Origin of the sequence: Streptomyces sp. NPDC029044, assembly GCF_040637495.1 — a bacterium.
Classification (GTDB): Bacteria; Actinomycetota; Actinomycetes; order Streptomycetales; family Streptomycetaceae; genus Streptomyces.
The window spans coordinates 13182-18316 of record NZ_JBEZWN010000031.1; the positions used below are offsets into that span (position 1 = coordinate 13182).

At 70.5% G+C, this 5135-nt stretch carries 4 protein-coding genes; all 4 read right to left on the reverse strand.

Annotation, left to right across the window (positions count from 1 at the left end):
* Window position 1 precedes the first annotated feature (1 nt).
* Window positions 2-988: an NAD-dependent epimerase/dehydratase family protein gene (locus AB0E85_RS23545; RefSeq protein WP_361930404.1), complete on the reverse strand. Its 987-nt coding sequence runs from the start codon at window positions 986-988 to the stop codon at window positions 2-4.
* Window positions 981-2285, reverse strand: coding sequence for a nucleotide sugar dehydrogenase (locus AB0E85_RS23550; RefSeq protein ID WP_361930407.1), 1305 nt, complete (start codon window positions 2283-2285; stop codon window positions 981-983). Before AB0E85_RS23550 ends, AB0E85_RS23545 begins: the two co-directional genes overlap by 8 nt.
* Before the next feature lie 44 nt (window positions 2286-2329).
* Window positions 2330-3337, reverse strand: coding sequence for a hypothetical protein (locus tag AB0E85_RS23555; RefSeq protein WP_361930410.1), 1008 nt, complete (start codon window positions 3335-3337; stop codon window positions 2330-2332).
* 218 nt (window positions 3338-3555) lie between these two features.
* Complete coding sequence (locus tag AB0E85_RS23560) at window positions 3556-5100, reverse strand: amino acid adenylation domain-containing protein (protein ID WP_361930413.1); 1545 nt, start codon at window positions 5098-5100, stop codon at window positions 3556-3558.
* Window positions 5101-5135 lie beyond the last annotated feature (35 nt).

Below are 5135 nucleotides of genomic sequence, written 5' to 3' on the forward strand. Positions count from 1 at the left end.
GTCACCGCTGCTTCACGGCACGGGCGGCGATGTCCCGCGCGTACCACTCGTACGTACGGCGCAGGCCCTCGGCGAGGTCCACCTTCGGCGTGTGGCCCGTCAGTTCCCGCAGCAGGCCGACGTCCGGGAGGCGCCGGGCCGGGGAGAGCGGGGGTGCGGGGTGGACGTCGGTGGCCGGGGACCGGCCGGCGGTCTCGAAGACCTTGCGGGCGAGGTCCTCGATGAGGATCTCCTCCTGGTCGTTGCCGATGTTGACCAGCAGCGGCTCCTTGGTGGGCAGCGCGGTCAGCGCGGCGATGGCGTCGACGGCGTCGCTCACGTAGCAGAAGGCGCGCGTCTGGTCGGCCCCGTAGATCGCGAACGGGTCGGCGCCCGACAGCAGGCGTTCGATGAACTGCGGGATCACGTGCTCGTATCCCATGCGCGGGCCGTAGACGTTGTGGAAGCGCACCATGCGCAGCGCGAATCCGTGGGCCTTGGCGTAGTTGCGGCACAGCAGCTCGCCGGCGATCTTGCTGAAGCCGTACGAGGAACGCGCCACGGTGGGGTCGGAGACGACCAGCGGGACGTCCTCGCCCGTGGGGACCTCGGCGACGCCCGCCTCGACGCTGCCCGCGTACGCCTCGCTGGAGGAGGCGAAGCACAGGGTGGCGTCCGGGAGGGTGGCGAACCAGTCGAGGACGTTGATCGTCGACAGGAGGTTGGTCCGCAGGACGCGCTGCGGCTCCTCGTTGGAGTAGACCACGCCGACGACGGCCGCGAGGTGGTAGACCTCCGTGTAGTCCCCGTCGAGGAGTCCGTCGGGGATCGGGGTGGTCAGGTCGTGCTCGACGAGCCTCACGTGCGGGCGCACGGCTGCCAGCCGGTCGTCGGAGCGCCCTCGGCTGAAGTCGTCGAGGAGAGTGACGTCGCAGGTGGCGACGAGCTTCTCGGCCAGGTGCAGGCCGATGAAGCCCGCGCCGCCGGTGATCAGGACCTTCTTACGCAACTCCGAGCCTCATTACGTTCGTCGAGGGCGGCAGGACCCGCCAGGTGTCGTAGACCAGGGCGGGCTGGGCCATCCTGAGGATCAGGTCGTCGGCGTCCAGGCCGCGGTAGCCGAGATGGTCGTTGAGGATGAGCGCGGCGTGCGCACCGGTGAAGCCCTCCTCGATGGTGACGGGTCGGACGCCGAGCGCCGCGATCCGCTCCGGGGGGACCACGAAGTCGTGGCCGACGATCTCGCCGACCCGTCCGCGCAGCAGTTCCAGCAGCGGTTCGTACGGGGCGCCGCGCAGATCGTCCGTCTCCGGACGGCCCTTGTAGGCGAAGCCGGTGAGCAGGACGGTGGCCGTGGCGGGGTCGCAGCCGGCCTCCCACAGGGCGGCCAGGACGCGTTCGCCGACCCGGCGCGGCATGGACTCGTTCAGGGCTCGGGCGGCACCGACGAGTTCGGGCACGTGCCCGTGGCCGGCCAGCGAGTGGCGCAGCAGGTAAGGATCCTTGGTCAGGCAGCTGCCGCCGACGAAGCCGGGCTTGTTGATGTCCGGGCGCGGGTAGTCGCGGTTGGCGGCGCCGATGACCTCCATGGCGTCCAGGCCGAGCTTCTCCGCGATGAGGGCGACCTCGTTGCCGAAGCCGTAGATGAGGTCGGTGTGACAGTTGCACACGAGCTTGACCAGTTCCGCGGCCTCCAGGGAGGAAACGGGGACGACCTGATCGGTGACCGTGGCGAAGAGGTCCGCGGCCAGTTTGGCCGCGTTCTCGTTCAGTCCGCCGACGATCTGCGGCAGCGACAGCAGTTCGGCGAGCGCCTGGCCCTGGATGGTGCGCTCCGGCGCGAAGGCGAGGAGCGGTTCGGCGACGCGGGTGCGCAGCGCCGGCAATACCAGGTTCCGCGTGGTGCCCACGGGGACCGTCGAGCGGACGACGACGAGGGTGCCGTTGTCGATCCCGGCGGCTATGGACTCGGTCGCGGCGGCGAGATGGCCGAGGTCGGGCGTGGTGCCGCCGTCCTTGATCGGCGTCCCGACACAGACGATGACGACCGGCGGCAGCCGGTGTCCCTCGATGTCGGCCGTGACGTGCAGCGCGCCACTGGCGGCGCTGTCGCGGATCAGGTCCTCCACGCCGGGCTCGGCCAGGACCAGCCGGCCCTGGGCGAGTTCGGCCGCGACCGCCGGGTTGGCCTCGTAGCCCAGGACCCGCTTGCCGGTGGACAGCAGGGCCGCCGTGAGCGTGACGCCGACGTATCCCATGCCCACGACGCAGACGTCGAATTGGTGAAACGGTGTGCGCGATTCCATTCTGCATATCCCCTAGTGATATGGACCGGTCCGGCCTGCGAACGTCACCCGACGACCCAGTGCGTCTTTTCCGCCCTGCCGCCGAGTTGTCTCTTCTGGTCGTCGAGGCCCTTGACCTCGGACCCGCCCGCATCGACTTCGCGAATGCCCTGGGCCCACATGCGCTTGAACACGGTGAGCCAGACGTACTGGGGAATCGCGGTGAATCCGGTGGGGTCCTTGAATATGTCGGTGAGCCGCTCGGGGAAGCGCATCGACATGGTGCAGTAGAGCGCCGCGCGCCGTTCTCCCGTGCGTTCGCCGGCGAAGAACATGACGGGCACCTCGTCCTGCCCCTCGACGGCCATCTGGCCGAGGTAGGCGAAGTAGTCGCGCTCGTTGTCACCGCCGGGCTTCTGGGTGATCAGCGCCATGTAGTCCTCGGGCGTGGAGCCGACGAGCATGCCCTGCTCGCGGCGGGCGGCGAAGTAGCCCTCGACGATGCCGCGGGCGGAGGCCGCCTCCTCGGCGGTGTGCCCGTAGGGCCGGATGCGGAAGTCGAGGTGGTCGTTGCGCTCCAGGAAGTTCTCGAACCGGCGGAAGGCCAGCCGGTTCTTGGTCTTGTACTTCCGGTGCTCCTCGCTCTTGAGGGTGCGGATCCGCAGGCCGCCGTCCGGCTCCTCCTCGAAGAGCTGGTCCAGGTAGTAGACGCGGTTGGGGAAGGTCTCGTCCTCCTCCGGAGCTCCGGGGTGCCAGGGGTCGGTGGTCACCGGGGCGAAGCCGGCGGACAGGAACAGCTCGTGGTCCTCGGGCGACAGGTGGCGCACGTAGACGGAGTTGGGGGCCAGGCCGGCCTCACGGACGTCGGCGATGAAGGCGCGCACGGCCTCCAGGCGGCCCGGGCCCCTGGGCGCCACGATGTGGAGGTGCTTGGCGAGGTGGCCTTCCTTGCTGAAGTAGCCGACCCCGAACAGGTTCTCCCCGTCGTGGAACACCAGACCGTTCCGGTACTGGATGCTGGAGCCCCGCAGGTTGTAGCCGTTGGCGTAGAGCATCAGTCCGAGATGCCCCATGGCGAACGATCCGTCTTTGAAATTGTCAATGGTGTCGAAGGATTCCTCGACAGGCCTCAGCTTGTCCCCGAAAAGACTCAGCAACCGCAATTCGAAGTGATGCCGTTCATTGGCCAGGAGACGCATAGATTCTCGACCGTTCGATAGTCGGATTACTCGTTCACCATAACGTGCGGAGTGCGGTTGACCAATAGAATCTCCGGTCAACCGGCGGTATCTCAACGGATTTTCACGCGGGCCCGGGCGGCCGGTTTCGGCAGGGCGTTCCTGTCGATTTTTCCGGCCGGGGTGCGCGGCAGCTCGGCCAGCGCGACGAACACGTTGGGCACCATGTACTCGGGCAGCGTGCGGCGGACGTGCTCGCGCAGTTCCCCCGCGGCGGGCGCGTCGGGCCCGTCCGGCGTGGTGTACGCCACCAGGCGGGGGCCGCCGGGCACGTCCTGGCGCACCACCACCGCCGCGTGCACCACACCGGGGTGTGCCCCCAGTGCGTGCTCTATCTCGCCCAGTTCGATCCGGAAGCCCCGCAGCTTCACCTGGTCGTCCCAGCGCCCGAGGAACTCGTACGGTCCGCCGCCCGGGCGGCGGCGGACCCGGTCCCCCGTGCGGTACATCCGGGCGCCGGGCGTCCCCGCGAACGGGTCCGGCAGGAACTTCTCCGCCGTCAGCCCCGGCCGGCGCTGGTAGCCGCGGCTCACCTGCCGCCCGCCGAGGTACAACTCCCCCGACTCGCCGTCCGGCACCGGGCGCAGGTCCTCGTCCAGCACGTAGGCGTCGACGGCGGGCAGCGCGTCGCCGATGGGGACGGCGGCCTCCTCCCCCGTCACGGCGGCGGCGATGGCCACCACGCTGTTCTCGGTCGGGCCGTACATGTTGAACACCGCGGTGACCCCGGCGTCGAACATCGCCCGCACCAGCGGCCCGGGCAGCGCCTCCCCGCCGGAGAACACCGTGCGGGCCCGGCCGGCCAGGCCGCCGAGCGCGGCCAGTTGGGCCAGCGCCGAGGGCACGCTGGAGACGGTCGCGGCCGACACCGGAGCGTCGGCGTCGCACACGGCGAACACATCGTCGGCGAGGACCACCGAGCCGCCCGCGCACAACGGGACGAAGATCTCGTACACGGACACGTCGAACGAGGTGGGCGTGGCCGCGAGCACCGCGTGCAGCCGGTCCGTGCCGACGAGGTCGCCCAGGCCCGCCACGAGCTCGGACATGCCGCCCCGGGTCACCATCACGCCCTTGGGCCGGCCGGTGGACCCCGACGTGAAGATGACGTACGCGAGTTGGTCGCGCACCGGCCGCGCGTGCGGTGCGGCGGGGGTGGCGGGCCACTGGCCCATCTCCTCCAGGAGCAGCACGGGGCCGTCGAAGGGCACCGTGCCGACCAGCTCGCGGTGGGTCAGCAGAGCCGCCGCACCGGAGTCCCCGAGCATGTGCGCGCAGCGCTCACGCGGATAACCGGGGTCCACGGGGACGTATCCCGCGCCCGCCTTGAGGACGCCGAACAGGGCCGCGACCATCTGCGGGGTCCGCCCGGCCAGGACCGCCACCCGGTCGTCGCGCCCGATGCCGGCCGCACGCAGCCGGGCCGCCACCCGGTCGGCGGCCTCGTCGAGCTCCTTGAAGGTCCAGGTCCGGCTGCCCCAGGTGAGCGCCGGGCCCTCCGGGTGCTGCGCCGCCCGCGCCTCGAACGCCTCGATGACGTCCGGGACTTCCCGGCCCGTGCGGCCGGCGGGCACGTCGTACTGCTCGGAATCCGTCATGGTTCCCCCGTTCGATGTGGTGCCGTGGAGCGGCG